This is a genomic window from Blautia sp. BIOML-A1 (genome assembly GCF_009883055.1).
GTDB lineage: Bacteria > Bacillota > Clostridia > Lachnospirales > Lachnospiraceae > Blautia_A.
In genome coordinates this window covers 23,811-48,674 of sequence record NZ_WWVR01000018.1, presented here as the reverse complement: position 1 = coordinate 48,674, position 24,864 = coordinate 23,811, and the positions used below count along the sequence as shown (strand labels likewise).

Genomic DNA, 24,864 nt, shown 5'->3' with positions numbered 1-24,864 from the left:
GTATAATTATGCATTATTATGTATATTTTTAAGAAAGGATCTTTTCTATGCTGCATTTAATAAAATATAATCTTCTGATCAAGCTGCGAAATTTTAATATGGTCTTCTGGCCGCTTGTTTTTCCGCTGATCATGGCTACTTTTTTCTTTTTTGCCTTTGGAAATCTGAATGATGCGGACTTTGAAACCGTGCAGGTCGCGCTTGTAAAAGAGTCTGCTAATCCTGTATTTGTTTTTTTCCTTGATCAGGTTCAAAGCGGAGATTCTGAACTGATCGCTCTTCATGAAATGAGTGAAAAGGATGCGCTTGACGCATTAAGTCAGAAAAAGATCTCCGGCATCTACTATGAACAGGCTATCCCAGGCCTTACACTCAATGGACAGGGAATTCCTGAGAGCATTCTACAATCCGTCCTGGAAAGTTATGAAAACAATCTGCATACGCTGCAGACCATCCTGAAAAAACATCCTTCCGGACTTCTCTCCGCTCTCCGGCAGATGTCAGATACAAAAGACCTTGTCCGGGAAGTCTCTCTCGGCGGCAAAACAATAGATGGGAATTCGCAGTTTTTTTACGCTCTGGTCGCAATGGGATGTCTTTATGGATGTTTTATCGGCTTTGGCTCTGCGATCACTTTACAGGCCAATTTAACGGCTCTGGCGGCACGTCGCTGCATCACGCCTACCCACAAGCTGAAACTGATCCTTTCAGAACAGATTGCCTCTTTTCTGCTGGGGTACGCAGATGTGATCGTTCTGCTTCTGTATCTGCGAAATATCCTGAACCTGGATTTTCAGGGACAGTTCGGCAAAATGTTGATTATTTCTCTGTTCGGAAGCCTGATCGGTGTATCTATAGGATTGTTTATCGGAAGTCTTAGCAGACTGAATGAAAGCATCAAGATCGGAATCATGCTCGCAATCTCCATGTCCTGCTGTTTTTTGTCAGGACTTATGAACGGCTCTATGAAAGACACTGTAGAAAAACACGCTCCGATCATCAACAGGTTCAATCCTGCTGCACTGATCTCCGATGCTCTTTACTGTATTAATGTATATGACGATGCCTCACGCTATTACAGAAATCTGATCACACTAATCGTCATGAGTGCCGCGCTCGTTCTTGCTTCATTCTTGCTTATCCGGAGGGAACGTTATGACAGTATTTAAAGGATACTTAAAAATTTTAAAGAAAAATCTCGGAATGCTTCTGATATATCTGGTGATCTTTTTTGCAATTGCCATCGCACTTCAGGCTTCTGCCCGCAAAGAGCATCTCGGTACTTTTGAAAAAACACGGATCAATGTTGCCGTCGCAGACAGGGATCAGAGCGAACTTTCCCGGGGTCTTATCAGATACCTCAGTACTATCCACAATGTATCTGAAATCTCCAGTGAACCATCCGTTATGCAGGAGGAGCTTTTTTACAGAAATACATCTTATATCGTGCAGATCCCGGAGAATTTTTACCAGACATGTATTGAAGAGGAAGAACCTCTCTCCGTCACCAAAGTCCCTGGTTCTTATACCTCTTTTTACGTAGATCAGCAGATCAGTACATGGATCAATTCCATACGTACTTATACAGCCGCAGGTTTTTCCCTTAAGGAAGCCATGGATGCATCCATGGAATTGCCTGCCTCGGAAGTAACTATGTACAAAGGTACGGAAAATAATCTTGAAACACCACCTTATATTTACTATTTCCGCTATGTTCCTTATCTGTTTCTTGCTGTGCTCAGTTATTCCATGGGGTATGTTCTCCTGGCTTTTCAGAAAGAAGATATCCTGAAACGAATGCGCGCCTCAGCAGTCTCGCTGCGTCGTCAAAATATGGAAGGACTGCTCGCAATGTTTATGCTCGGAGCTGTACTCTGGCTGATCTCAGTCGCAGGTGTCTGTGTCCTTTTTGGTAAGGAGTTCCTTACTTCTCCTCTGATTGGATACTATGTTCTGAATACGGCACTGATGCTTGGTATTGCCCTTTCACTCTCCTATCTTGTGGGGATTTTTGTCAAAAACAGCAATATGCTGAATGGAATCTCCAACCTGCTTTCACTGGGAATGTGCTTTCTGTGCGGAACATTTGTCCCGATGAGTATTATGAACAAAAGCGTCCTTAAGATTGCTCAGTTTCTGCCGGTCTACTGGTATGAATCTATAAATGAAACACTTGCACAATACAAAACCCTGCCCGTACCTGTTGCAGAAGAAATCTGGAAATCCATGGGAATCGAAGCTATGTTTATTGCTGCCTTTGTGTTTATGATTCTGGCGATTTCGAAGTATAAACAGCAGAGCTGATATTTTCTCCTCAATTGAAAGAAAGCCCCGTGGCCGGCTGAACTTGTTTATCAACTGTTCAGTCAGCTACAGGGCTTGTGCATTAAAAGAAAATTCCAACCTGTTCCAGAAAATGTTCCGGATCCTCTACCTGTGGAAAATGTTTTGTTTCGTTAAGAGTAACTGTTTCCACAGACGGGTTAATATTCTGATAAGCTTCTACTGTCGCTTCTCCATTGTTCTCTGCTTCACCCTCTACAATATAAAGACTGTTATCAATCTCTTTCAGTGCACGGGTGATATCGATATCCATGTATTTTGATATTTTGTTTGCATATACATTCTTTGCATAACATCCGCCTTTGTGGGCAGCCTCATAATAAGCGTCCTGAAGATCGCGAAGCGGGTGGAATGGATCAAAGGCAAAGTTCTCAATAAACTCGTTATTGATCGCGGCTCTGGACACAACCATATGGTAAACCAGAGTACCAAATACCGGAACTTCCAGACACTTGCGGAAAATTTTATCTTTCTTTGTCGGCATCTGTTTCAGGACTCCCGGACTGACCGGATTGATCATCATGATCTTGTTGAACAGTTTTTCTTCATTGCGGCATGCCATAATAACAAAGGATCCTGAATAACCGCTGACGATCACATCGGTTTTCTCTCCGATCACATTTTTGATGAAATCGCAGATGCTCTGAACATATACATAATTTGTGTAAGTCATACCTGGTTTCTCGGAACGTCCACATCCTGGAAGGTCTATATTATACACGGTATGCTCCAATGCAAGATCATCCTCTATCCTGCTCCATTCATATCCGGAACCGCCTGGAAGCATATCATGGATCAGAAGGATCGGGCTTCCTTTGCCTTTTCTTGTATAATAGATATCACCAAAACGCCAATGGTAATAATTTTTGCCATTTGTATCAAGCATTTCCTTCAGACCTGCTGATGCCGCAACCACTTTGTTTGCAATGTGGATGATAGCTGTTGTCGTTGTTGCCAGTGCTGCGAGAGTTATCAGTCGTTTACCGTGTCTATTCATGTTTTACCTCCCTTTTCATGTCTGAGTAGCCTTATTATACGACAAACAAAAAGGTTTTACAATCTATAACAGACAAAGAAGTTTCTGTACATCTTCCATTCTGGTTGCCCAGCTTGTGGCAAATCTGACTGCTGTATGAGAAGCATCTGTTTTTTCCCAGAAGCTGAACTGCACATCCTTTCGAAGTTCCTCCAACCGTGTATCCTCAAGGATAATAAACTGCTGATTTGTTGGAGACTCCAAAAGAAATCTATATCCTTTTTCCTGTAGACCTTTTTTCAGAACTGCTGCCGTTTCGATCGCGTTTCTGCCGATTTCTTTATAAAGCTCATCGGTAAAAAGTGCATCAAACTGCACTCCCACAAGCCTTCCTTTGGCAAGCAGTGCTCCATGCTGCTTTACTCTTGTAAGAAAATGCTTCGGCATGCTGTCTCCCGTGAATACAACTGCCTCACCGCAGAGTGCGCCTGCCTTGGTCCCACCAATATAAAATACATCGCAGAGTTCTGCAATATCCTGTAATGTCACATCTGTTTCTGCCGCGGCAATTCCATAGATCAGTCTTGCACCGTCAAGGTACAGGGGCATTTTGTATTCTCTGCATACGGCTGACAACTCTTCCAGTTCTTTTCTGGAATACAGAGTTCCATACTCTGTCGGATGAGAAATATAGACCATCCCCGGGAAAACCATATGCTCGTGATTCTCATCTCCATAAAATCTCTCTGCCAGTTTCTGAAGATCTGCTGCACAGATCTTGCCATCCTTCTGTGGAAGCTCCAGAACTTTATGTCCGGTAAATTCGATTGCACCGGCCTCATGTGTACTGACATGTCCTGTCTGAGCCGCTACAACGCCCTCATATGGCTGCAGAAGTGTGTCAATGACAATCTGATTGGTCTGTGTTCCTCCTGTCAGCAGAAAGACTTCTGCGTCCTCACAGCCGCAGGCCTTCTTAATCTTCTCCTTGGCTGACTCGCAGTAGTGATCCATGCCATAACCGGCAAGCTGCTCCATATTGGTGTCAATCAGGTGCTGAAGAACTTTTTCGTGGGCACCCTCTGAATAATCATTTATAAAATATAACATTTCCTGTTCCTTTCTTATGTAGACTCAAGTTTATTTTATCACTGCACACGCTTTTATGCTACCAGTAAACACAATATTCTCTATTGTATAATCATGAAAAAAAAGATACAATACAGTTATCAATATCAAGGAGGAATAAAATCTATGAAAAAGAAATTTTCCAGAAAATTATTTGCAGTTCTTATTGCAGTCTGTATGATGGTTCTTTGTATTCCGGTCACTTCACAGGCTGCAGTCAGGGTTTCTGCTCCCCGGTTAAAGAGTGCCCAAAATACCAGCAGCGGAATATCTCTCAACTGGACACGGATTTCAAATGCTTCTGGCTATGTAATCTATCGAAACAATAAATATATTGCCGGTGTAAAGGGAAACAAAAGTCTCGCTTACCGGGACAAAAAAGCCAAAGCAGGTGCCCGCTATACCTATTCTGTGAAGGCTTTTCGTCAGTATGGTAAAAAACGGATTTACAGCAAAGCCAGCAATTGCCTTAACTGTGTCAGAAGAGCAGTTTCCAACAATGGTCTAAAGGCACCAGTTCAGACAGGCGTACGTTTCTGGAAAAATCTCAGTGCCACCGGAGCGAATGGAGTAACTTACGGAACCACCTGGAACAAAATCAGAGGAGCTCACGGATATCAGGTGCAGATTCGCGGATATGAATATGGAAATGTCCTTACCTATTCAAAATTTACAAAGCAGACAAAATTTGGTGAAAGTTTTTCTTCTTTTGATAAAATCGGAATGAGAATAAGAGCCTACAAACTGGTAGGCAAAAAGAAAGTATATGGTCCTTTCAGTAAATGGTCCTTTAGTAAAGTTTATTAAGCACCCACGCAAAACCAGCCCGGATCGATAAATTGCTATCGATCCGGGCTGGTTTTTATTCGTTACTGTGAACAGTTCCTTTTATTCTTCTGAGGCTGTTTCTTTATCTTTTCCCATCACATCCTGATATGCCTCATCCATATCACGGACATTCATTTTATTTACCAGATAGACCTTATCTCCGACAACTGCTGCATAGAAGTTGGTATCGTATTCGTAGTATTCTGCGGTTATTTCATTATCGTCTGTATCTTTAAATACGAAGGTATATGCAGGATCATCTTCCGGAGTATAGTCTTCGGTAAGACGCTGCTGGGCAGTCATATTGATGAGTTTATTGTAGAAGGTCGTAAATGTTGTTTCATCCAGATCTGCGTCATCCAGTTTATAGGTAACGGTTGTGGTTTCCTCTGCATCTTCATCATCGCTGTCTTTGGTCGTTTCTCTTGTTACTGTTACTTTATGATCACCGTCCGGAGTTTTTATTTCCAGGGAATCCAGATTGTTTACAGAAAGATAATTCACAGATAAACTGTAAAAATCAGAGGCTGTGCTGTCCAGGATATCTGTCAGGGAATCTTCTGTGATCGTGTATACTTCTTTGCTGTCATCTACTTTTACGTAACGGTCACTTCCAGTCTCATTACCCACACAGATGGTGATTTCTTTCTCAACAGTCTTAGTCTCTGCTTCCTCGGAATCATCCTCTGTGTCAGAAGAATCTTTCTTTGCATCGCTGTCTGCTGAGCTTTCATCTTCGGAATCTGTATTGGTTTCATTTGTAGTTTCTGATGTATCTTCAGAATCATCTTCTACGGTTTCTTCTTCCGTATATTTCGCTGTGATCACTGCATACGGATCATCAAATCCATATTTGGAATCATCTGTGCAGTTATAATCCACAAAGCTGTCATATGCCAGTGAACCGATTGCTGATGTCACCGTTCCGGCCTTATCGGTATCTGCTTTTTCGGATGTCTTTCCGTCTGACACATTCCAGAAGAGATTATCCGGATCCTGGGTCAGTTCATAGCCATCTTCTTTATCAACTTTAACCTCTGTGATCGTTGAGGAAGTTACAGATGGGAATGTTCCGCTCTCTGCAAAGTCATACAGAGTTCCCATGAACGGCCCTACTGCGGAACTGTCTACCAGATATACCTTCTTATCGTCATCGCTTTTCCTGACATAATACTGGCTGGTAGATTCGTTTTCCATACCTATTTGAAGTACGGTATCTCCATCGTCTGTCGTAAGTGTAATCTCATTCTGCGGAGAATCCAGATCATATTCACTTAAATCTTCTACATCTGAGATTTCCTGTGCAGCAGAGAGGGATGCAACCCCTCCCACTGCAGTGTTTAACGTATCCTGATCTACCGGAAAATCAGCATCCCCTTTTTCTGACCAGGTGTCGTCTTTTTTGTCAAATTCCACCTTATCCTGTCCCGCTGTAAATGCAACGGAAGTTATGTTATCCGTATCCAGACTGGTCAGTTCAACACTTGTATCCTCTGCCTCGGATTCTTTTTTCTCCTGAGAGGAAACATAGGAATTCACTCCCACATAAGCACCGGATACCACACCAAGTACAACCACGGCAGAGACAAGTTTTACTGTTTTTTTCTTCATTATGCCTTTCTCCTTTTCAGCCATACTCCAAAGCCAATTACCAGGAATGCAAGTGGGATCAGTCCCATGATAACAATCTTCCAGAAGCTTGTATCATATGCTGTAAGGGTCAGATAGGAAACCTGGAGATCCTTTGCCGGAACAGAGATCGTAGAAGTCTCATCGGAACTGCACATCCAGCTTAAGGATTCCATGATCATCTGCTCATTTCCACCGGATACCATCTGATTGATCTGGCTGTCCATCAGGCTGGAAGAAGAATAATAAACAATCTGTGTTTCTTTATCATTATCCAGAGTTTCTGTGATGCTTACACCAAGATCAAATGGTCCCTCGATATCATCATCTGTTTTTTCAATGCTTCCACTGTTTACATCTACCTTGGAATATGCACTGTCTGATGTAGTAAGAAGGCTCTCTATCGTTACCGTATCTCTCACATCATCTGTTTTCTGGATACCCTGTGCTGTAGGCATCAGCACATAATATCCCTTGGAAGCAAAATCTGTAATCGCATCTGTACTGTTGACTGTAGGAACCAGGTAATATGGCATCTGTGCATAATGCTGTGAATCGCCCTCTACCACGACTCCCTCTGTTCTCTGTACTCCGCAATTTGCAAGTATGGCATCAAAGTTTGTCATGCCTTCTTCTGTATAATCAGAGAAGATCATTGCCTTTCCGCCATTCTCCAGATACTCAATGACCGCATCTTTTTCTGTTTCGGAAATATCGCTTGTCGGAGCATTGATCAGAAGGCAGGCCGCATCCTCCGGTACTTTCTCTTCTGTCAGAAGGTTCAGCGACTGAATATCGATGTTTGCCTTCTCGATATCTTCTTTTAATGTAGAATCAAGTTCTTTCTCACCGTGTCCGTCAAGCGTATACAGGATCGGAAGGTTTTCGGAGGTTACATAGGAGATCGCACTGTCAATCTGTCCTTCACCGTCAAATCCTGTTGTTGTATAGCTGTAGGTATTATAGTCCATGGAAGACTGATAAATAGTGTCGTAAGATACTACCTTGCTTCTGTCACCACATACAACGATCAGACTGTTTGCGGACACTTCATCATTCGTATACTGAGATGTAAACTTCGGATTTACAACCGGGTCTTTGGTCTCAACCTTGATGTGTGAAGATTCCTCTGCATATTTCTCCAGAAGCTTCTTTAAGGTTTCGTCCTCGGAACCACTCTGGACAACCTGATAGATCGTGATGTCCTTATCCAGTTTCTTAAGGTATGATTTCGTCTCATCACCGATGCTGTACAGCTTCTGTGAACTTACATCAAATTCTGTGTATTTGGATGGCAGAGATCCTACGATCATGTTGATCACGATCACGATCACAATAAAAATCGCACTGATCATAACGCTGTAGGAACCGTTTCTGAGATATTTTCCATTCGTGGATTCTCGGATCCTCTGTTTTAACGGCTTCTTTTCTTTCTTGTTCTGCCCGTCTTTTTTGTTAAACTTTTCCTTCAGTTTCATCTTCCAGCCTCCTTAATTCCAACGTCTTTTCGCAACAGACTGTACAGTCAGGAAAAGACAAACTGCGATCACAGACAGGAAATATAAAATTCCCTTTATGTCAAAGATTGAATTGGCAAAATTATCAAAATGGCTGCTAAGATTGACAATATTCAGTACCTTCTGAATTCCTCCCGAGAAAAAGGAAGAATTTACGATATACACAACTGCAAGAATGATCTCTCCGACCACACACACAACTGCGGAAATCAGAAGGTTCTTGATCATTGTGTATATGATAAGTGCTGCTGCAAAAATCAGAAGTCCAAATGTAATACACGTAGACAATGCTCCCTCTGAAAAGAATGAGGAGATTCCATTCATCATATAAAATGCAAACAAAAATACAAAGGTAAGAACTGCCGCAATTACCTGGCTCTCAGTCAGAGAAGATACAAACACACCAAGTGCAAGGTTTGCACAGCCCAGAAGGAAAAATCCCAGAATACCTGTGTATGCTCCTGCAAAAGATACAGTTCCGAATTTTGACATCAACAGTGGGTAAAAACACATAATAAGCATCGGAATCGCAAAGATTGTTACCAGTGCAAGATATTTGCCAAAAACAATCTGTCCAACGGAAACCGGCGCTGTCAGAAGCAGCTGATCTGTTTTCTGTTTCCTTTCTTCTGCCAGAACTCTCATTGTCAGGATCGGAACACTGATCAGAAATACAAAGGTCAGTGCACTCAGTGTATATTCAAATTTGGGATATGCTGCCCCTAACTGATATGCTGAAAAATAAATACCTGTAAGAAGCAGGATAAAAAAGATAAATAAATATCCTACCATAGATGTGAGATAACTTCTCAGTTCTCTCTTATATACTGCTGTCATTTATCTTCCCCCTCTTTCTCTGTAGCCTCAGGCTTCTTCGTATCTTCGGTCAGCTCCAGGAAAATCTCTTCCAGTGATACTTTTCTGGACTGCATTTCCAGAATTGGATAATGGTTCTCTGCCATCTTAAAGAAAACATCTTCACGGATATCTGTATTTTCTTCTGTGGAGAGTTTCACTGCCCAGCCATCCTGATCCTTGTCGGCAGTAATGGAAATTTCTTTAACTCCCGGAATTTCTCCAAGAAGAATACGGATTTTGTCCCGGTCTCCTCTTACAAGAAGTGAAAGATTGTTGGAACCCTGTGCAAGTTTTCCAAGGTTGTCCGGTGTATCACTTGCAACCAGCCTGCCGTGAGAAATAATCAGCACGTAATCGCAGACCGCACTTACTTCTGAAAGAATATGCGAACTCAGGATGACTGTATGTTTCTTCTTGAGGCTTTTGATCAGATCACGGATTTCTATGATCTGTTTCGGATCAAGTCCTACTGTCGGTTCATCAAGAATGATGACTTCCGGATATCCAAGGATTGCCTGTGCAAGTCCTACTCTCTGTCTGTAACCTTTGGACAGATTTTTGATCAGACGATTTCTCATATCTGAAATTTTGACCATTTCCATGACTTCTTCAACCATGGATTTCTTTTTGTCTTTTGGAATTTTTTTGAGATCAGCGACGAAATTCATATATTCCAGCACTGTCATATCGAAATAAAGAGGTGGCATTTCCGGCAGATAACCAATACACTTCTTTGCCTGTTCCGGCTCTTCCAGTATATCATGACCATCGATGGTCACTGTTCCTTCCGTAGATGCTATATAACCGGTGATCATATTCATAGTCGTTGATTTACCGGCTCCGTTCGGCCCGAGAAAGCCGTAGATTTTTCCCTTCTCTATCTTAAAAGAAAGGTGGTCGACTGCCGTATGGTCTCCATAGCGTTTGACCAGATTGTTTACTTCAATCACAAAATTCTCCTCCTTTTCATCATAAACAGAAAATGTTTCCGGGTGAAACAGAGATAGGGGGTACCCGGAAACATCTTTTATCTGAGGAACGATTCTTATGTCCGTTCCTTGGAATATTCTATGAGAAAGTTGTGATAAAAATAGGATAAATGTGTGATGATTTTGTGAAAATAGCTGCGATAAATTGCGATAAATTATGACAGGGGTTCTTTCAGCGGAGTCCCTGCTTTGCGCGGATAACGACCTGGTGTTGCTTTGATCTTCTCTATTACCACAAGAGAACGCTGGATTTCTGAATCAGGAAGCTGGAAATACACAACATCCTGAATCTTTCCTCCGAGGATTTTGACTGCTTTCTGTGCCTGTTCTACTTCTTCCTGTACAGTGCCTGATTTATAGGAAATAAAATAACCGCCTGTCTTTACATACGGAAGGCAATATTCTGACAGAGTTGCCAGATTTGAAACCGCACGGGACACACAGAGATCATATGTCTCTCTGTACTGTTTGTTCTTCGCATATTCTTCGGCTCTGCCGTGAATTGCTGTAATATTTTCCAGCTTCAGCATCTGAAAAGTTTCTTCGAGAAAGTTGACTCTTTTTTTGAGAGAATCCAGAAGGCAGGCCTCCAGATGTGGAAATGCGATTTTGAGAGGAACACCAGGGAATCCTGCACCAGTTCCAATATCCATGATTCTTTTTATCCGGCTCATGTCTACAGCCTTCACGCAGGCAAGACTGTCCAGGAAGTGCTTTATCAGCACTTCCTGAAATTCTGTGATTCCGGTCAGGTTCATGACTTTATTTTTTTCTACAAGATATTCATAAAAATCTGTAAACTGTTTTTTCTGGTTCTCATCAAGAGTGATTCCCAGTTCCTTACAGCCTTCTTCCAATATGGTTAAATCATATGCCATTGATCTGCTCCTTCTTTATACATTTCGTCTGTACTGTTCCAGATATACCAGAAGCACAGAGATATCCGCAGGTGATACTCCGGAGATTCTGGATGCCTGTCCTATTGATACCGGACGGTATTCTTCCAGTTTCTGCCTTGCCTCAATGCGAAGACTTCCGACCTTCTCATAATCCAGATCTTCCGGAATCTTCTTTGCTTCCAGTTTCTTGAACTGTTCCACCTGCTTCATCTGACGCTTGATGTAGCCTTCATACTTCAGGTTGATCTCAACCTGTTCTTTTACATCCCATGGAAGGAACGGTCGCTCCTTGTCAATTGGTGCAAGATCTTCATAATTAAGCTCCGGTCTTCGGATCAGCTCTGCAATTGTCGTTCCGGATTTCAAAAGAGTACTTCCTTTTTCCTCCAGAAGCTTCTGCACTTCAGGGGTGCCTCCGATCGTCGCATGCTCTGTTCTTTCGATTTCTCTTGCAATCGCAGCTTCCTTTTCCAGAAGTTTCTGGTAAGTCTCCTCATCGATCAGACCGACCTGATAACCTTTCTTGCGGAGACGTAAATCTGCATTATCCTGTCTGAGAAGCAGACGGTACTCTGCACGGCTGGTCATCATACGATATGGTTCATGGTTTTCCTTGGTAACAAGGTCATCGATCAGAACACCAATGTATGCCTCCGAACGGTCAAGGACCAGCTGTTCCTGTCCTTTTACTTCCATAGCCGCATTGATTCCAGCGATCAATCCCTGTGCTGCTGCCTCCTCATATCCTGAACTTCCATTAAACTGTCCTCCGCTGAAGAGTCCTTTGATCTTCTTGAATTCCAGTGTTGGATAAAGCTGTCTTGGATTGATGCAGTCATACTCGATCGCATAAGCGTTCTTGACAATTCTTGCATTCTCAAGTCCCGGTACAGAATGGTACATCTCATCCTGTACATCCTCCGGGAGAGAGCTGGACATTCCACCAATATACATCTCATTTGTATAAAGGCCTTCCGGTTCAATAAATACCTGATGCCTTTTTTTGTCTGAAAATCTTACAACCTTGTCCTCAATAGATGGACAGTATCTTGGTCCGGTTCCCTCGATCATTCCGGAATACAATGGCGATCTGTCAAGGTTTGCCCGGATGATCTCATGTGTTCTTTCATTTGTATAAGTAAGCCAGCAGGATTTCTGCTCGATCTGCACACTTTCCGGATCTGTAGAAAAAGAAAACGGTACGACTCTCTTATCTCCAAACTGCTCTTCCATCTTGGAATAATCGATTGAATTTCCTGCAATTCGTGCCGGTGTTCCGGTCTTGAATCGAAACATTTCAATTCCAAGTTTTTTGAGAGAGTCTGTCAGATAATTTGCCGCCTGCAGACCATTCGGGCCTGTATAATTGCTGACATCGCCATAAATACAGCGCGCCTTAAGATAAGTTCCCGTACAGAGTACCACTGCCTGACAATGATAGATTGCTCCTGAATACAGTTTTACACCTGTGATCTTTCCTTCCTCTGCCAGAAGCTCTGTCACTTCTCCCTGTTTGATCGTAAGATTTGGCTGATTTTCCAGAGTCTTACGCATTTCTGTGCTGTATGCCTGTTTGTCTGCCTGTGCCCTGAGTGAATGTACCGCAGGTCCCTTGGACTGGTTTAACATTTTGGACTGAATAAAAGTCTTATCAATGTTCTTACCCATCTCTCCACCAAGTGCATCCAGTTCTCTTACCAGATGTCCCTTGGAGCTGCCTCCTATATTCGGATTACACGGCATCAGCGCAATACTGTCCACACTGACGGTAAACATGACGGTATCAAGTCCCAGCCTTGCACAGGCAAGAGCTGCCTCACATCCTGCATGACCGGCTCCAACTACAACAATATCACAGTTTTTTTCCAGTCTTCTGTCCTCCATTTTTATCTTCCCTTCTTCTATCAATTGCTTTTATTTTCCTGTACAGAATTTGCTGAAAATCTCATTTACCAGATCTTCGCCTACGGATTCTCCCACGATCCGGCCAAGACTTTCATAGGCGTTCATAAGATCAATGGAAAAGAAATCCTCTGCCATTCCCATATCAATGCTGTTTTTGACAAGCTTCAGGCTTTCCCTGGCCTCTTCCAGCGCAGCTTTATGTCTTGCATTTGTGATATATACTTCATCATTAAAGGAGAGTTCTCCCTTAAAAAACATATTTTTGATCTCTTCTTCCAGTTTGCGGATTCCTTTTTCTTCTACTATCGAAACAGGAATTACCGGATTTCCCGTTCTTTCCTGGAGTTTTGCCATATTTACCACTGGTTCCAGATCTGTCTTGTTATAGATCACGATGCTTTTTCTTCCGGAAAGCAGTTCTATGATATCTTCATCGTTATCATCAAGTGGTCTGGAGGAATCCACAACATATAAAATGAGATCTGCATCCTCTGCCATCTGTTTTGCTTTTCCTACACCGATTTTTTCTACTATATCTTCTGTCTCTCGGATTCCGGCTGTATCGATCACGCGAAGCGTGATACCATTCAGAGAAATATATTCTTCCAGGATATCTCTGGTCGTACCTTCAATCTCTGTGACGATCGCACGGTCCTCTCCTACCAGAAAGTTCAAAAGAGAAGATTTTCCTGCATTCGGTTTACCGAGGATAACCGTCTTGATACCCTCCTGGATCATTCTTCCGTCATCCGCAGTTTTCAACAGATCTGTGATTTCTCCGGCCTCTTTATCCACAATCTTCGCAAGCTCCTGTGGATAGCCTTCCAGATCATAATGCTCCGGATCATCCAGTGCTGATTCTATATATGCGATCTGGTAAAGCAGTCTGCTTCTGATTTCTTTGACAGCCCTCTGTACGGAACCCTTAAGCTGCTCTACAGAACTCTTAAGAGCCATGGAATTTCTGGCCTGAATGACATCCATGACAGCCTCTGCCTGTGACAGATCCAGCCTTCCGTTTAAGAAAGCTCTCTTTGTAAATTCTCCCGGTTCTGCAATCACTGCCCCGTTTTTGAGCACTGTTTCCAGAACCTTTTTCATGGCATAGACTCCACCATGACAATCTATTTCTACGGTATCCTCACCTGTATAAGTATGAGGACCTCTCATGATCATAACCAGAACTTCATCTACTACATCCTCTCCATCATAGATAAATCCATAATGAATGGTATGACTCTGCACTTCCCTGATATTTTTCTTTCCATTTTTGGAACGATAAATCCGGGAAATCACGTCCATTGCCTCATCTCCACTGATACGAACAATTCCTATTCCGGAAGCACTCATAGCTGTTGAGATCGCAGCGATTGTTTTTTCCATATTGTCTCCTTGTAATTAAAGTAAAAAAAATGTTATCCCAGAGAAAGCACACGTCTATCGCGTGTTATTCATGCTTTCACCTAGAATAACATTTTCTATTTCAGTTGTGAACTGTTTTCATTGCTGATTTATTATCTTTTTAATTTGACAACTACATGACGGTATGGTTCTTCACCTTCACTTACTGTCTCTACGAATTTATTACCCTGAAGTGCAGAATGGATAATTCTTCTCTCATAAGGATTCATTGGTTCAAGAACTACAGGTTTTCTTGTTTTCTTAACCTTATAGGCAATTCCTCTTGCCAGATTTTCCAGAGTTTCTTTTCTGCGTCTTCTGTAATCTTCCGTGTCAAGCTTCACTCTGATGTAGTCAGCTTTTCCTTTATTTACAACAAGGCTGGTAAGATACTGGAGAGAATCCAGTGTCTGTCCTCTCTTGCCGATAAGAATTCCCATATCCTGACCTTCAAAATCGACTTCCAGACATCCATCCGTTGTATTATACCTAGATGTGATCTCAACCTCACCAAGATCCATAGATGCGAATACATCATGAAGGAACACAGAAGCTCTCTCTTCGATTTCTTTAATCTCCTCCGGATCTGTAATGACCTCGATCGGTCTTGATACTTTCACTGGTTTTTCTTTTGCCGGTTTTGTTTCTCTGACAGGTTTTTCCTTGTGGATTTTTTCTTTAGGCTGTTTCTCTCTGGCCGGTTTGGAGTGTTTTTCTTCTTTGGAGTTCTCTGTCTTTGCTTCTGGTTTATTGTGAGAAGCCTTAACAGATGCCCGCGGTACTGGTTTTGGTGAAGCCTTTTTCACCTCCGGCTCGTCCTTAAAAGCATCCAGCTTTACAGAATCTACGATTTCCTCAAGTTCTTTTTCTTCTGAATGATCTTCTACTTTACGAGCTTTTATGATCGCAGGCTTGCTTCCAATTCCGAAAAATCCAGAACTGCCTTCACTGATTACCTGAATGTCAAGCTGATCACTGGAAACACCCAGTTCAATACATGCTTTTGTAATTGCTTCATTTTTGTTTTTTGCTGAAAACTGCATATATTCATTCATGATAAAACCCCGACCTTCCCTCTCTTATTTCTTTTTGTTTTTCTCATCAAAAGCTCTGACCATGTTTGCTTTTGCGGTAATGCTGCCTTCTTTTGCATGAGCAGCATTCTGATAAGCTTCTTCTACTTTCTTCGCACGTTTCGCTTCATCAGAACCACTCATACCCTTGTCGATCTTGTTGATATTCTTAACACTCTGATGTGCCTGATTTGTAATCTTCTGCGGCGGAAGTCCTTCTTTTGCTCTTTTGGCTTCCATCTTCTTCATGTTTTCATTTACAAGGTCATCAATGTTCATCTTGTTCAGATGGCGATTGATAAGAATCTGCTGAATACTTCTTACTACCGCACTTGCGATCCAGTAAATACCAAGACCCACAGGGAATGTGAAACAGAAAAATGCTGACATAAGCGGCATTACTGTATTCATAGTCTTCATGGAGCTTGCCATTGCATTATTCTCATCACCGCCCTGTGTTGCTGCCTGTGGCATAAGCTTCAGGTTGAGCATCTGTGTTGCCCATGACAGAACCGGAATTGCAAGAGCTGCAATGATCAGAAGCAGAGACCCTGTTTTGATGTAACTCAGCGGCTGATCTGCAATGTTCAGAACACCGAAGGTCTGCATCTTCTGGATTTCAGAAGCAGTTTTGCTGATCTGATCTGAGAATCCGGAGAACTGGCTGATCTCCTGTAAGGATTTCCACTGAGACGGAGACAGAGCATACAGAAAATCTACGATAGAATCTGCGTTGTCTGTGACCTGTCTTACCCGGGTCATTTTGTTATCTGTAATAAACTGATTAATGATATCTGCAAATCCGTTTACAGAAAGGATCTGGGTGCAAACACCATTGAATACATTATATACACTGCTTACATATGCAGGAATATTCTGAATTACCTGATACAGAGCGTACAGAATTGGGAGCTGGATTGCAAGCTGCACACAGCTTCCTGTAGGAGATACCCCGTATTTCTGATATACAGCCTGGGTTTCCTCCTGCATCTTCATCATTGAATCCTGATCTTTTTTACCCTGATATTTCTTCTGGATTTTCTGGATCTCCGGCTGCATGATCGCACTCAGCTTAGAGAATTTCTGCTGTTTGATCTGCAGAGGAGTCATAAAAAGATAGATCAGAATACTGAAAATAATAATACAAAGGCCAAGGTTCTGAATTCCAACCATATCCAGCACTTTGTAGATACCGTTCATGATCCAGCCCATCACGATTGCGACCTGGCCGATGATCGGGGTACCACTTTTAGTAGCCAAAATCATACTTTCCAATTTCTAGTTCCTCCTGGATGATCTTACGGAACATCATAACGATTGTCCCATTTACCTTTATGGTACGGGATCATATCCTCCATGAGAAAAAGGATTACACCGTAATATTCTCCATATTGCCAGTAATCCTCCCCTGAACGCACCATATTTTTCGATTGCTTCCAAACCATATTGAGAACATGTGGGAATATAAGGACACTTTGTTCTCTTCATCGGTGATATATATTTCTGGTAAAGACGAATCATTTTAATAAGAAGTTTCTTCATCAGCACAAACCTCATTTATGATCTGATGTTTCCCTGCCAGATGCATAAAAGCACTTTCTATCTCATGATAGCTTCTGCCCTTTGCTGCCGGCCTTGCAATCACAACAATATCAAGATTTCTGTTAAAACGTTCTTCATTCAGACGATAGCTTTCCCTTACCAGTCTGGTGAGTCTGTGGCGAACCACACTATTCCCTACTTTTTTACTTACTGATATTCCCAGACGATTCTTCATGTACTGATTATCCAGTACGTACATCACCAGATACCGATTTGCTTTTGATGTTCCATGTCTGTATACCTGCTGAAAATCTTTGTTTTTCTTTAAGGACTCTGAATATTTCATCGAATCCCCCTTCTTTTATTATAGAAGAAAAGACCACATAACTGCGGTCTTATATCTTAGGCTGATAACTGCTTTCTTCCTTTTAATCTTCTGGCTGCTAATACTTTACGGCCGCCTTTTGTGCTCATACGAGCTCTGAAACCATGAACTTTCGCTCTAGATCTTTTCTTTGGCTGAAATGTCATTTTCATAGGTAAAGCACCTCCTTTATCTATTATCCCTATTCATACTATTATCATAGAACATCGTTTTAATTATATGCATTATCACGCTGTTCGTCAAGCAAAAATTCACAAAAAATCCAATAAAATTACGTATTTCCGCCACTTTCAAAATAACCCACATTGCATTGTGTAAACATCTGGTTTACGTAAAGTTATCCACTTTTTGTGGATAACTTGTGGATAACTCACATTTTTATCACCTTTTTATCCTCATGAATGTCTTGATTTTACATATTTTATCAAAAAAATCCTTTATTCCACTCTATTCTGCCTGTGGATAAACTTATACACATATCCGGAGCATAATTTTCATCTTTATCAGATGTTATGTAAACCCTTAGGAGTTTATCCACACTTTCCCATTTATGCACATGTGGATAAAGTGGATAACCTGTGGACAAACTCCACTTTTACCTCTGTTGCAAAGGATAATTTTCCACAAATAATGATTGATTAACCACAAAATTTATTATAATATATAAACGGATATTTATGTCCATTTAACATTTTATATACATTCAAAGGAACCAGGAGATTGAAACATGGATAAAGTTATAGAAAAATGGGATGAAATTCTTCAGACAGTCAAACGTGACTACAACATAAGTGATGTTGCCTTCAATACATGGCTCAAGCCACTTGAAGTCTATGATGTAACTGACAATATCATCACGATTCTTGTCCCATCTGAACAGGTAGTATTAATAAATCTTCTCAATAAAAAATATAAGCTTCTTCTCCAGGTTACCATCTGTGAACTGACAGGTATAAGTGAATGCGATGTCAAATTTATCTCTCCTGATGAGGCCCCACAGAAGGATATTCCTTCTTATGATAATGCAGCACCTGCAATGTCAGATATTGAGCGCCGCTGCGAAGATGCGCATTTAAATCCAAAATATATTTTTGACACTTTTATTGTCGGAAATAATAACAAATTTGCTCAGGCCGCGGCTCTGGCAGTTGCCGAATCTCCGGGAGATACCTACAACCCGCTCTTTATCTATGGCGGTGCCGGACTTGGAAAAACACATTTGATGCATTCCATCGCTCATTATATTATTGAACACAATGAAAACAGCAAAGTTTTGTATGTAACCAGCGAAGAATTCACCAATGAACTGATCGAAACCATCCGAAACGGAAATAACTCTGCTATGTCCAAATTCCGTGAAAAATACAGAAATATTGATGTTCTTCTGGTCGATGACATTCAGTTTATTATAGGAAAAGAATCTACACAGGAAGAATTTTTCCATACATTTAACAGTCTTCACAGTGCCAAAAAACAGATCATCATTTCTTCTGATAAACCACCGAAAGATATGGAAATCCTGGAAGAACGCTTCCGTTCACGATTTGAATGGGGGCTGATTGCAGATATTACTCTGCCTGATTACGAGACACGAATGGCAATTCTTCACAAAAAAGAAGAACTTGAGGGCTATAATATCAGCGAAGAAGTCATTAATTATATTGCAACCAACATAAAATCCAACATCCGTGAGCTGGAGGGTGCCTTCAACAAAGTAATGGCAAGCTCCAAACTGGAGAAAAAAGAAGTAACTCTTGAACTTGCTGAACAGGCACTGAAAGATATCATTTCTCCTAATGAACAGAAAGTGATCACTCCGGATTATATTATTTCCGTTGTTGCAGAACATTATCATGTAACGGTTACAGAACTCTGCGGTAATAAACGAAGCTCCAAAATCGTTATGCCAAGACAGATCGCCATGTACCTCTGTCGCGAAATTCTTGATACTTCACTGAAGACCATCGGCAAAAATCTTGGAAACAGAGATCATACAACTGTTATGCACGGAATCGAAAAAATTGAAAACGAATTAAAGACAAATGAGAACCTCAAAAATTCCATTGACATCTTAAAGAAAAAAATTAATCCACAGGGTTAAGAGACTTATCCACACCTACTTTCAAAGTTGTACAGTGGTTTTACACGAAGTTATACAGTCGATAAATCCTTTATTTTCAAGGTTTCAAAGACTTTTTCACACAATCAACATCCCCTAAGGCGGCTACGGCGGATATCTATATATTTATATATTTATAAAGCCAATTTTCAAACATGAAGGGAGTTATACACACTATGAAAATTATCTGCTCAAAAAACAATCTATTAAAAAGCGTAAATATATCTTTGAAAGCTGTTCCTTCCAAAACAACAATGCCTATTCTGGAATGTATCCTTATGGACGCAACCACAAATCAGATCAAGTTTACAACTAATGATATGGAACTTGGCATTGAAACTATTGTTGATGGACAGATTGAAGAAAAAGGCATGGTTGCACTGGATGCCAAAATCTTTTATGAAATCATCAGAAGACTTCCGGACAGTAATATAACTATCAAAACTGACAGCAATTATGTAGCTACAATCACCTGTGAGAAAGCAAAATTTACGATTCCTGGAAAAGCAGGTGAAGATTTTGCTTATCTTCCTGTTATTGAAAAGGATGAAGCGCTCTCTCTTTCTCAGTTTACTTTGAAAGAAATGATTCGCCAGACAATTTTTTCTATTGCAGTCAATGAAAATAACCGTTTAATGACAGGAGAATTGTTTGAAATTAAAGATAATTGTCTGAAAGTTGTTTCCCTGGACGGACACCGTATTTCTATCAGAAAAATGCCGCTCAAGAAAGATTATGCAGATCGCAAGATTGTCGTTCCAGGAAAGACACTGAGCGAAATCAGCAAAATCCTCTCCGGAGAAATTGATGATCAAGTTAGTCTTTATTTCACAAAAAACCATATTTTATTTGAATTTGATCAGACAATTGTGGTATCAAGACTGATTGAGGGAGAATATTTCCGTATTGATCAGATGCTTTCCAGTGATTATGATACGAAGATAAGCGTTAACAAAAAAGAATTTCTAAACTGTATTGACAGAGCAACTCTTCTTGTAAGAGAAGGAGATAAAAAACCAATCGTGATTGAGATCAGTGATCATAAGATGGAACTGAAGATAGATTCTTCTATGGGATCTATGAATGAAGAAATTGATATTGACAAAGAAGGTAAAGATATTCTTATCGGATTTAACCCTAAGTTTCTGATAGATGCTTTGAAAGTTATTGATGATGAGACAATCCATCTTTATCTGATGAATCCAAAAGCACCATGCTTCATCAGAGATGACGATGAAACCTATACCTATCTGATCTTACCGGTTAATATCAGTCAGAATCAGACCCGATAACAGAAGTATGTCAGAATAAGAGGAGGATTATTTTGGAAATTACAATAAAAGATGAATTTATTAAACTTGGACAGGCACTGAAGCTTGCAGGAGTTGTGGAAGATGGTGTCCAGGCAAAATATGAAATTCAGGATGGAAATGTAAAAGTAAATGGTGAGGTAGATCAGCGACGTGGACGTAAAGTATACGTAGGTGATGTGATCACTTTTGACGGTCAGGAAATTAAAGTTATAAAATAATTATGTATATTGAATCTGTACAACTTCAAAATTTTAGAAATTATCGGGAACTTCACCTGAACTTTGATAAGGGTACGAATATTTTTTATGGAGATAATGCACAGGGTAAAACCAATATTCTGGAGTCTGTCTATATCTGTGGGACGACAAAGTCCCACAAAGGCAGCAAAGATAAGGATTTGATCCGGTTTGGAAAGGAAGAATCCCATATTCGGATGCTTATAAAAAAAGATGGACTTTCCTACAAGATTGATATGCACCTCCGTAAAAATAAGGCAAAAGGAGTTGCGATCAATGGTCTTCCGATCAAAAAGGCAAGAGAACTGTTTGGAATTGTAAATCTTGTCTTTTTTTCTCCGGAAGATCTGAATATTATAAAAAATGGCCCGGGAGAAAGACGCAGGTTCATGGATCTGGAGCTTTGTCAGCTGGATCAGATATATCTTACGGATCTGGCAGGATATAATCATATTGTAAACCAGAGAAACAAACTCCTCAAAGATATGTATCATAATCCGGCACTTCGCGATACTCTTGAAATCTGGGACATGCAGATGCTCCAGTACGGGCAGAAAGTTATAAGCAAAAGAAAAGAGTTTGTAAAAGATCTGAATACAGTCATTCAGGAGATACACAGCAACCTGACTGGAGGAGAGGAAAAGCTTGAAGTCCTTTATGAGCCCAGTACGGAGGCTGAATTTTTTGAAGAAACTCTGAAAAAAAACAGAGACAGAGATATCCGGATGAAGATGACTTCTTCCGGGCCTCACAGAGATGACCTCTGTTTTATGGTAAACGGAGTGGATATTCGAAAGTTTGGCTCGCAGGGGCAGCAGAGAACAGCAGCATTGTCTTTGAAACTTTCAGAAATTTATCTTGTAAAAGAAAAAATTAAAGATACGCCGGTGCTTTTGCTGGATGATGTACTTTCAGAGTTGGACAGCAACCGCCAGACCTATCTTCTGGATTGTATTCATGACATACAGACACTGATAACCTGTACGGGACTGGATGATTTTGTGAGTCATCAGTTTCATCTGAATAAAGTTTTCAAAGTTGTAAAAGGTGAGGTTTTTGAACCTTCCTAAACAGTAACAAAGAGTTTTGACAAGCATATTAGTGTATGTTACACTGTTCATAATCTGGGAAAGTTGGTGAATATATTGGACAAAGAGGAATTTCGGATCAAACTTGAAGAAATTAATCGCCTTGTAGAACAGAAAAACTACAAGGATGCCATGGAAGTTGTAGACAGTATTGACTGGCGTCGTGTAAAGAATGTTCATACTCTGTGTGTTGTAGGTGAGATATATGCGGCAAACAAGCGGTATGATGACAGCCGGGAGATTTTCCTTCTGGCTTATCACAGAGCTCCTATCGGCAGAAATATTTTGTATCGGTTGATTGAAGTATCCCTCAAAATGAAGGATATTGATGAGGCAATGGAATACTATGATGAATTTCTGGAAGTTGCCCCTAATGACAGTACACAGTACGTTTTAAAATATAAAATACGTAAGGCAGAGCAGGCTCCGCTCGAAGAGCAGATCAGAATTCTTGAGGACTACAAAGAAAAGGAATTCACGGAAAGATGGTCATATGAGCTGGCAAAATTATATTATCAGAATGGAGATACCAAGAAGTGTCTGGATCTCTGTGATGAGATGGTTCTCTGGTTCAGTGACGGTAAATATGTCATGAAAGCTCTGGATCTGAAGAGTCGTATGGGAATGCTGACTGGCAGCGAGAAAGAGAAATATGACAGGCAGTTTATTCCGAAACTCAAGACTGTAGAGGAATCAGAAGAACTTAAAGCAGAGTCTCCGTCTGAAGAAAACACGGAATCTGCTGCAGTATCGGAGGATGATGCACCTGTTATTGAAAGCGTAGATATTGATGAACGTGATGTCAATGGAGCGGAGAGTCTTCAGGAAAAAATATCCAAGGGCATTCGTGATATTTTTACAGGAAAGAAAAAAGAAGCTGATAATGATTTAACGAAGGAAGAAGAGGAGACTCCGGCAGAGGCTGTACAGGAAGAGATGATAAAGGATATTTCTTCAGAAGCGGAGCCGACAAATGTGCCGGAGCTTGAACCGGAAGATGCAATCATTCCGCCTCCAAAAACTTCGGGAACTTCTGTTTTCAGTACCATCGAAGAGAAAATTGAAAATGTTACAGAACAGGAGATTCAAAAAGAAGAGCAGGGAAATCCTGAAGAAGCAGCAGAAGACGAGCTTCCGGATGTAGTGATCGAAAACGTTGAGGAAGAAGAGGACGTTCCGGCAGTCGAGGAAGAGACAGTCGAAGCTGAAGAAATTTCGACTGTTGAGGAGGTCTCAGAGCCGGAAGAAATCGAAGAAACTGTACAGGAAAAAGAAAACAAGCTTCCTGAACTTGAGATTCCGGAGGCAATGAAGAACGTTGGAATGGAGAATCCATTACATACGGAAATTCCGAAGGCTCCGAATATCTGTCTGCCTGGAGCAGAGGACGATGATACACAGGATTTTGAATTTAATCTGGAAGATATGATTCTTGAAGCGGCCACTGCACAGGGAATTGAAATTCCAAAAGAGCCGATCGTCGAGGAAAAAACTCCGGTACAGGAAGTAACTGAAGAAGAGTCTGAGGATTATATGACAGAAGAAGATCTTCGTAGCGCAGAGGAAGAATTTCTGAATGGGCCGGTTAAGAAAGAAAAACCGGAAGAAGAAATCTATGATGATCTGGACTCTTATGAGATGGAAGATGATTCCTATGAGGATTTCAGCGAAGAAGACGGTTATGAAGATGAAGATATCACAGAACTGGAGGATGAAGATTTCTTTACGGATCAGTATGAAGAAACCATAAAACCTTCCAGAAGCTCTGGAAAGAAATCTGAATCCAGGAAAGCAAGAAAAGGTGAGCTGGAAGAGGAGGATATGGAGCAGCTGCTCTATACAGTGGAACCGAAACGCAAAGAAAGAGATATCATTCCGAGAGAGAAAAAGATGACTTCAGAAGAAGAGAAACTTTTTACTTATTTTGCGAAGGTACCCGGACTGAGAGAACAGATCGTAGATGCACTTTATGATGCACAGATCTGTGCTTCTGATAAGACTTCCAGAACCGGAAACATCATTGTTATGGGTGGACGTGAAACTGGAAAAACAAGACTGATCTCAGGTCTGATTCCTGCAATCTGTAAACAGCTGAATCTGGAGGCTTCAAAGGTCGCATATGTGTTTGCTGATCAGATCAACGGAAAAAATATCGCAGACATTGTCCGCAAGATGTCAGGTGGATTCCTGGTTATCGAGAATGCAAATCAGCTGACGAAAGAAACGGTGAACCAGCTGAATAAAGCTATGGAATTCAGAACAGATGGACTGATCGTGATTATTGAGGATGAGAAGATCGGAATGCGTAAACTGATCGCAAGATTCCCGAAATTTACCTCTAAATTTACATCTATGATCAATATTCCGGTATTTACGAATGATGAGCTTGTTAATTTTGCAAAGATTTATACAAGAGAAAACGGCTATACGATCGATCAGATGGCAATGTTATCTCTGTACAATCTGATAAGCACAAATCAGAAAGAAGACCAGCCGATGAATATCGGTGCAGTTAAGGACATCATTGATGGAGCAATTTCCAAGTCCAGAGGCGGTCTTCGTAAACTGATCTCCAAGAAAAAAGTAAATCAGGATGGATATCTGGTACTTTACGAGAAAGATTTTAATTAGTGAG

The 24,864-nt window shown here is 41.0% G+C and carries 22 protein-coding genes; 8 read left to right on the top strand and 14 right to left on the bottom strand.

Features of this window, described 5'->3' with window-relative positions; genetic code table 11:
• Positions 1 to 47: 47 nt before the first annotated feature.
• On the top strand, positions 48 to 1,169 hold the full coding sequence (locus tag GT674_RS09740; protein ID WP_161285505.1) for an ABC transporter permease: 1,122 nt from the start codon (positions 48 to 50) through the stop codon (positions 1,167 to 1,169).
• On the top strand, positions 1,156 to 2,304 hold the full coding sequence (locus GT674_RS09735; protein WP_161285504.1) for an ABC transporter permease: 1,149 nt from the start codon (positions 1,156 to 1,158) through the stop codon (positions 2,302 to 2,304). The genes GT674_RS09740 and GT674_RS09735 overlap by 14 nt, the downstream gene beginning before the upstream one ends.
• Positions 2,305 to 2,386: 82 nt before the next feature.
• Here the strand turns inward: GT674_RS09735 and GT674_RS09730 are convergent, their stop codons facing one another.
• Together GT674_RS09730 and GT674_RS09725 are read right to left on the bottom strand one after the other, a co-directional pair.
• On the bottom strand, positions 2,387 to 3,340 hold the full coding sequence (locus GT674_RS09730) for an alpha/beta fold hydrolase (RefSeq protein WP_161285503.1): 954 nt from the start codon (positions 3,338 to 3,340) through the stop codon (positions 2,387 to 2,389).
• A gap of 63 nt (positions 3,341 to 3,403) precedes the next feature.
• Positions 3,404 to 4,429: a threonine aldolase family protein gene (locus GT674_RS09725; protein WP_161285502.1), complete on the bottom strand. Its 1,026-nt coding sequence runs from the start codon at positions 4,427 to 4,429 to the stop codon at positions 3,404 to 3,406.
• Between the two features lie 144 nt (positions 4,430 to 4,573).
• On the opposite strand from GT674_RS09725, the gene GT674_RS09720 reads away from it, so the two are divergent.
• On the top strand, positions 4,574 to 5,254 hold the full coding sequence (locus tag GT674_RS09720; protein ID WP_161285501.1) for a hypothetical protein: 681 nt from the start codon (positions 4,574 to 4,576) through the stop codon (positions 5,252 to 5,254).
• An 81-nt stretch (positions 5,255 to 5,335) separates the two neighbouring features.
• Here the strand turns inward: GT674_RS09720 and GT674_RS09715 are convergent, their stop codons facing one another.
• The 12 genes from GT674_RS09715 to rpmH form a co-directional block, all read right to left on the bottom strand.
• A complete protein-coding gene (locus tag GT674_RS09715) occupies positions 5,336 to 6,886 on the bottom strand; it encodes a DUF4340 domain-containing protein (RefSeq protein ID WP_161285500.1) in 1,551 nt (516 codons plus the stop codon).
• Positions 6,886 to 8,382, bottom strand: coding sequence for a GldG family protein (locus GT674_RS09710; protein ID WP_161285499.1), 1,497 nt, complete (start codon positions 8,380 to 8,382; stop codon positions 6,886 to 6,888). The genes GT674_RS09715 and GT674_RS09710 overlap by 1 nt, the downstream gene beginning before the upstream one ends.
• Before the next feature lie 12 nt (positions 8,383 to 8,394).
• Positions 8,395 to 9,258: an ABC transporter permease gene (locus tag GT674_RS09705; protein ID WP_161285498.1), complete on the bottom strand. Its 864-nt coding sequence runs from the start codon at positions 9,256 to 9,258 to the stop codon at positions 8,395 to 8,397.
• Positions 9,255 to 10,229 (bottom strand): ABC transporter ATP-binding protein, encoded by a 975-nt coding sequence (locus tag GT674_RS09700; protein WP_161285497.1) that lies wholly within the window; start codon positions 10,227 to 10,229, stop codon positions 9,255 to 9,257. Before GT674_RS09700 ends, GT674_RS09705 begins: the two co-directional genes overlap by 4 nt.
• A 194-nt stretch (positions 10,230 to 10,423) precedes the next feature.
• Positions 10,424 to 11,146 carry a 16S rRNA (guanine(527)-N(7))-methyltransferase RsmG gene (gene rsmG / locus GT674_RS09695; protein ID WP_161285496.1) on the bottom strand — a complete coding sequence of 241 codons (723 nt, stop codon included), beginning with the start codon at positions 11,144 to 11,146 and terminating at the stop codon, positions 10,424 to 10,426.
• Between the two features lie 15 nt (positions 11,147 to 11,161).
• Positions 11,162 to 13,051, bottom strand: a complete 1,890-nt coding sequence (gene mnmG, locus GT674_RS09690) for a tRNA uridine-5-carboxymethylaminomethyl(34) synthesis enzyme MnmG (RefSeq protein WP_161285495.1) — start codon at positions 13,049 to 13,051, stop codon at positions 11,162 to 11,164.
• A gap of 30 nt (positions 13,052 to 13,081) precedes the next feature.
• On the bottom strand, positions 13,082 to 14,455 hold the full coding sequence (gene mnmE / locus GT674_RS09685) for a tRNA uridine-5-carboxymethylaminomethyl(34) synthesis GTPase MnmE (protein WP_161285494.1): 1,374 nt from the start codon (positions 14,453 to 14,455) through the stop codon (positions 13,082 to 13,084).
• A gap of 131 nt (positions 14,456 to 14,586) precedes the next feature.
• On the bottom strand, positions 14,587 to 15,528 hold the full coding sequence (jag, locus tag GT674_RS09680) for an RNA-binding cell elongation regulator Jag/EloR (RefSeq protein WP_161285493.1): 942 nt from the start codon (positions 15,526 to 15,528) through the stop codon (positions 14,587 to 14,589).
• 24 nt (positions 15,529 to 15,552) lie between these two features.
• On the bottom strand, positions 15,553 to 16,812 hold the full coding sequence (locus tag GT674_RS09675) for a YidC/Oxa1 family membrane protein insertase (protein ID WP_173903003.1): 1,260 nt from the start codon (positions 16,810 to 16,812) through the stop codon (positions 15,553 to 15,555).
• Positions 16,813 to 16,878: 66 nt separating this feature from the next.
• Positions 16,879 to 17,088 carry a membrane protein insertion efficiency factor YidD gene (gene yidD / locus GT674_RS09670; protein WP_161285492.1) on the bottom strand — a complete coding sequence of 70 codons (210 nt, stop codon included), beginning with the start codon at positions 17,086 to 17,088 and terminating at the stop codon, positions 16,879 to 16,881.
• Positions 17,069 to 17,434: a ribonuclease P protein component gene (gene rnpA / locus GT674_RS09665; RefSeq protein ID WP_161285491.1), complete on the bottom strand. Its 366-nt coding sequence runs from the start codon at positions 17,432 to 17,434 to the stop codon at positions 17,069 to 17,071. Before rnpA ends, yidD begins: the two co-directional genes overlap by 20 nt.
• Before the next feature lie 56 nt (positions 17,435 to 17,490).
• Entirely contained in the window at positions 17,491 to 17,625 is a 135-nt protein-coding gene (rpmH, locus tag GT674_RS09660) for a 50S ribosomal protein L34 (RefSeq protein WP_005423866.1), read from the bottom strand.
• 575 nt (positions 17,626 to 18,200) lie between these two features.
• On the opposite strand from rpmH, the gene dnaA reads away from it, so the two are divergent.
• From dnaA to GT674_RS09635, 5 genes are all read left to right on the top strand, one after another.
• Positions 18,201 to 19,574: a chromosomal replication initiator protein DnaA gene (dnaA, locus tag GT674_RS09655; protein ID WP_161285490.1), complete on the top strand. Its 1,374-nt coding sequence runs from the start codon at positions 18,201 to 18,203 to the stop codon at positions 19,572 to 19,574.
• A gap of 194 nt (positions 19,575 to 19,768) precedes the next feature.
• On the top strand, positions 19,769 to 20,884 hold the full coding sequence (gene dnaN, locus GT674_RS09650) for a DNA polymerase III subunit beta (RefSeq protein ID WP_161285489.1): 1,116 nt from the start codon (positions 19,769 to 19,771) through the stop codon (positions 20,882 to 20,884).
• 32 nt (positions 20,885 to 20,916) lie between these two features.
• Positions 20,917 to 21,123, top strand: a complete 207-nt coding sequence (locus GT674_RS09645; RefSeq protein ID WP_192926006.1) for an RNA-binding S4 domain-containing protein — start codon at positions 20,917 to 20,919, stop codon at positions 21,121 to 21,123.
• A gap of 2 nt (positions 21,124 to 21,125) precedes the next feature.
• Entirely contained in the window at positions 21,126 to 22,211 is a 1,086-nt protein-coding gene (gene recF / locus GT674_RS09640; RefSeq protein ID WP_161285488.1) for a DNA replication/repair protein RecF, read from the top strand.
• Between the two features lie 66 nt (positions 22,212 to 22,277).
• Complete coding sequence (locus GT674_RS09635; protein WP_330585533.1) at positions 22,278 to 24,860, top strand: hypothetical protein; 2,583 nt, start codon at positions 22,278 to 22,280, stop codon at positions 24,858 to 24,860.
• Positions 24,861 to 24,864: the final 4 nt, after the last annotated feature.